The sequence below is a fragment of the Gluconacetobacter asukensis genome, from assembly GCF_014174375.1.
Lineage (GTDB): Bacteria > Pseudomonadota > Alphaproteobacteria > Acetobacterales > Acetobacteraceae > Gluconacetobacter > Gluconacetobacter asukensis.
Genome location: NZ_JABEQE010000041.1, coordinates 1 through 4,514 on the forward strand (window position 1 = coordinate 1; position 4,514 = coordinate 4,514).

Consider the following 4,514-nt stretch of genomic DNA (forward strand, 5'->3'; position numbering starts at 1 on the left):
AAATTCTTTGAATCGAAGAAGGCGATCGGCGAGGCCATCTGCGCGCTTCAGCACGGCAAGATGCAGGCGGATATCCAGGCGATCGTTGAGGAAGACAAGCCGGCTTCCGACAGAATGCGCAGGGTTTTCCTCGCTCTGGCGCGCAATACGGTCGCGCTGTTTTCGCACGAGCGTAAACTGCACGATATCGTCTATTCGGCGGTGGAGGAGGAATGGACGTCTGCCAGGAGTTTTGCCGATGCGTTGCGCGGTATGGTCGAGCACCTGATCCGCGAAGGCCGCGAGGGAGGCGAGTTCGAGCGCAAGACGCCCGTTGACGAGACCTGTCACGCCATCATGCTGGTCCTGCAGTCGATCTATCATCCCCTCCTGCTTGAACAGCACATGGATACGCTGGACGACGATGCGGCGACGCTGGCCAGTCTCGTCTTGAGAAGTCTCGCGCCGTGAATGGGGCACAAGGCTTTATGTGACAGATTGACAATATGGTCACTCGTGTACAATTTGGGCTTCCAAACCCGTTGGGAGCCCGAACATGGCTGGAACACGCCTATCCCTTCTTGCAGCGGCCGGCATCTGCACCGTTTTCGGGCTGTCGGCCTGCAAGCCCAAAGACGATCCTGATCCACGCACGGCCGACCGTATCGTGGAGACGGTGCGGATCGAATCCGTAGCGACTCCCGAGCATGTCTACACGGGGGTCGTAGCGGCCCGCGTCCAAAGCGATCTCGGCTTTCGCGTGTCCGGCAAGATCGTCGAACGCCTGGTCGACACGGGACAGACTGTCTCAAAGGGGCAGGTGCTGATGCGCCTGGACCCGACGGATTACCTCCATGCCGTGACGACCCAGGTCGGCAGTGTGGCATCCTTGCGTGCCCGCTGGCTCCAGGCCGCGGCGGATGAGCGTCGCTATCGCGGCCTTGTCGCGACCGGTGCCGTGGCAGCCTCGGCCTACGATCAGGTGAAGGCCGAAGCGGACAGCGCCCGCGCGCAACTGGACGCGGCGATCGCGCAGGAGAAGATTGCCCGTAATCAGGACGATTATTCCCTGCTGCGGGCGGATGAAGACGGTGTCGTCGTCCAGACCCTGGCGGAACCGGGGCATGTCGTCGCGGCCGGCCAGACCGTGATTGTGCTGGCACATGCCGGCCCGCGCGAGGCCGCAATCGACCTGCCGGAAGGGGTGCGTCCGATCCTGCATTCCGCGGCGGAAGCCGAACTGTATGACGCGGGTTCCCGCGTGTCCGCGCATCTGCGGCAACTGTCCGACGCCGCCGACCCGCGTACCCGCACGTTCGAGGCCCGTTACGTCATGGACGGGCCTGGCGCGGACGCGCCGCTGGGGGCGACGGTGCGTGTCCACCTGCCTGAAGCCAGCGACGATCCGTCCGCGCTCGTCGTGCCGTTGGGCGCCGTCGATGACGAGGGCAAGGGGCCCGGCGTCTGGAGCGTGGATGGCCGGGCATCGACGGTCAGCTTTCATCCGGTACAGATCGCACATATCAGTGAAGATACGGCGACGGTCGTCCCCGGTGCGGATCTTCGCCCGGGCATGCTGATCGCGGCAGCCGGCGGTCACTATCTGCATGTCGGCGAGCATGTCCAGATCGCCTCGACAAAGGTCGCGATGCAATGAGCGGATTCAACCTGTCCGCGCTCGCGGTGCGCGAGCGCGGGATCACATTGTTCCTGATCGTGGCACTTGCATTGTCGGGCGCCTACGCGTTCTTCAGTCTCGGCCGTGCCGAGGACCCCGCCTTCACCGTCAAAACCCTGACGGCGACCGCTGTCTGGCCAGGTGCCACGGCGCAGGAAATGCAGGATCTGGTGGCCGATCCTCTGGAAAAGCGCGTGCAGGAACTGCAATGGTACGACCGGGTGGAAACATTGACCCGGCCAGGCCTGGCGCTGATGATGGTCACGCTCAAGGACAACACGCCGCCTGCGGCCGTTCCCGAGCAATTCTACCAGACGCGCAAGAAGCTGTACGACACCATGCCCCTTCTGCCGAAGGGCGTGCAGGGACCGTTCGTCAATGACGAATATTCCGATGTCGATTTTGCGGTCTATGCGCTGGACGGTCATGGATTGCCCGAACGCCTGCTGGTCCGTCAGGCGGAAACGGTGCGGCAGCGCCTGTTGCATGTGCCGGGCGTGCGCAAGGTCGATATTATCGGCGAACGGCCGGAACAGATCTTCGTCAATTTTTTCAATGCCAGATTGGTCACGCTCGGGATCAGCGCCCAGGACGTGTTCGCGGCGCTTCAGCGTCAGAATGCGGTGACGGCCGCGGGTTCGATCGATACGCGCGGCCCGCAGGTCTTTGTGCGACTGGACGGCGCGCTGGACGATGTGCAGAAAATTCGCGACATCCCCATCGCGGCGGGTGGCAGGACTCTCAAGATTTCGGACATCGCGACGGTGGAGCGGGGGTACGAGGACCCACCGACCTACCTTGTCCGGCATGCCGGGGCGCAGACTCTGGTGCTGAACGTCGTGATGCAGGATCACTGGAACGGGCTGAAGCTCGGTCAGTCCCTGGCCGCGGCGGAGAAGACGCTGGGGGCGGGGCTGCCCGTCGGGGTCACGCTGACGAAAATCGTCGACCAGGCCGGCATCATTCATGCCGCCGTCGGCGAGTTCATGCTGAAGTTTTTCGTGGCCCTCGCGGTGGTGATGGTCGTCAGCCTGGTAAGCTTGGGCTGGCGGGTCGGCATCGTCGTCGCGGCGGCCGTGCCGCTGACGCTGTCGATCGTCATGGTCATCATGCTGGTGACAGGTCGGGCGCTGGATCGCATCACGCTGGGGGCGCTGATCATCTCGCTGGGCCTTCTGGTCGATGACGCGATCATCGCGATCGAAATGATGGTGGTGAAGCTGGAAGAAGGGTACGAACGCACGAAGGCCGCCGCCTATGCCTGGAGCCACACGGCGGCTCCGATGCTGGCCGGCACGCTGGTCACGATCATCGGTTTCACCCCGGTCGGCTTCGCGCGCTCGACCGCCGGCGAGTATGCCGGCAACATTTTCTGGATCGTCGGCTATGCGCTGCTGACCTCCTGGTTCGTGGCCGTGGTGTTCACGCCCTATCTCGGTGTCAAGCTGTTGCCCGACATCAAGCGGATCGACGGCGCCTACGAACATATCTACGCCACGCCCAATTACCGTCGCTTCCGGCGCCTGGTCGTGTGGGTCGTGCGCCGCAAGTTCCTGGTCGCGGGGGCGGTGCTGGCGTTGTTCCTGCTGGCCTTCGTCGGGATGGGTTCTGTCCGGCAGCAATTCTTCCCCAGTTCGGACCGCCCGGAACTGCTGGCCGAGGTACAGATGCCGGAGGGCACCAGTATCGAAGCCACCACGCGGGTCACGGCCCGTGTGGAGGCCTGGTTGAAGACGCAGCCCGAGGCGAGGATCGTCACCAGCTATGTGGGCGCCGGCGCGCCGCGTTTCTTCCTGGCGTACAACCCCGAGCTGCCCGACCCTTCCTTTGCGAAGATCGTCGTCCTGACCCCAAGTGCCCAGGACCGCGACCGCTTGCGCGATCGTATGCGGCAAGCCGTGGCCCAGGGGATGGCGCCTGATGCCCGGATCCGCGTGACGCAGTTCGTCTTCGGCCCCTACACCCATTTTCCGGTCATGTTCCGTGTCATGGGACCGGATGCGGATCGGGTGCGCGATATCGCGGCCCAGGTCGGCACGATCATGCGGAACAATCCGCATACGCGGCAGGTCAATGCCGATTGGGGCGAGCGCGTACAGACGGCGCATTTCGTGCTGGACCAGGCGCGGCTGCAACTGATCGGACTGTCCTCCCAGGAAGCATCCGAACAGATCCAGTTCCTGCTGCTGGGCGTGCCGGTCACGCAGGTTCGCGAGGACGTCCGGACCGTCGATCTCGTGGTTCGTAGTGCGGGACCCGATCGTCTGGACCCGGCGAAGCTGGGCGACATGACCATCAGCAACCGCACGGGCCAATTGATTCCGCTCAGCCAGATCGGTCACGTCGAGATCCGCGCGGAAGACCCCATCCTGCGCCGGCGTGACCGGATTCCGACGATCACGGTACAGAGCGATATCGACGAAAACCTGCAGCCGCCGCAGGTCTCGGCGGAAATCGATCTGGCTTTGGCGTCGGTCCGCGCGATGCTGCCCCCCGGCTATCGTATTGAGGCCGGCGGCAACGCGGAAGAATCCGGAAAAGCCAACAAGGCCCTGGTGCCGATCTTTCCGGTGATGGTCCTGCTGACCCTGATCGTCCTGGTGTTCGAGACCCGGTCCATCTCCGGCATGTTCATGGTGTTCCTGACGGCCCCGCTGGGGCTGATCGGAACTGTTCCGACCCTGCTGATCTTCCATCAGCCATTCGGCTTCAACGCGATCCTGGGGCTGATCGGCTTGTCGGGCATCCTGATGCGCAACACGCTGATCCTGATCGGACAGATCAAGGTCAATCAGGCGGCGGGGCTCGATCCGTTCCATTCGGTGGTCGAGGCGACCGTGCAGCGTGCCCGCCCGGT

3 protein-coding genes are annotated in these 4,514 nt (G+C 63.8%); all 3 read left to right on the forward strand.

The genetic code is table 11. The annotated features are described in order from the left end of the window. Positions 1–450: TetR/AcrR family transcriptional regulator (locus tag HLH35_RS19530; protein WP_182980719.1), on the forward strand; the 450-nt coding region annotated here is incomplete at its 5' end. Between the two features lie 85 nt (positions 451–535). Further along, positions 536–1,636: an efflux RND transporter periplasmic adaptor subunit gene (locus tag HLH35_RS19535; RefSeq protein ID WP_182980720.1), complete on the forward strand. Its 1,101-nt coding sequence runs from the start codon at positions 536–538 to the stop codon at positions 1,634–1,636. Beyond that, a partial coding sequence (locus HLH35_RS19540) for an efflux RND transporter permease subunit (protein ID WP_182980721.1) occupies positions 1,633–4,514 on the forward strand: 2,882 nt, incomplete at its 3' end. The genes HLH35_RS19535 and HLH35_RS19540, both read left to right, overlap by 4 nt.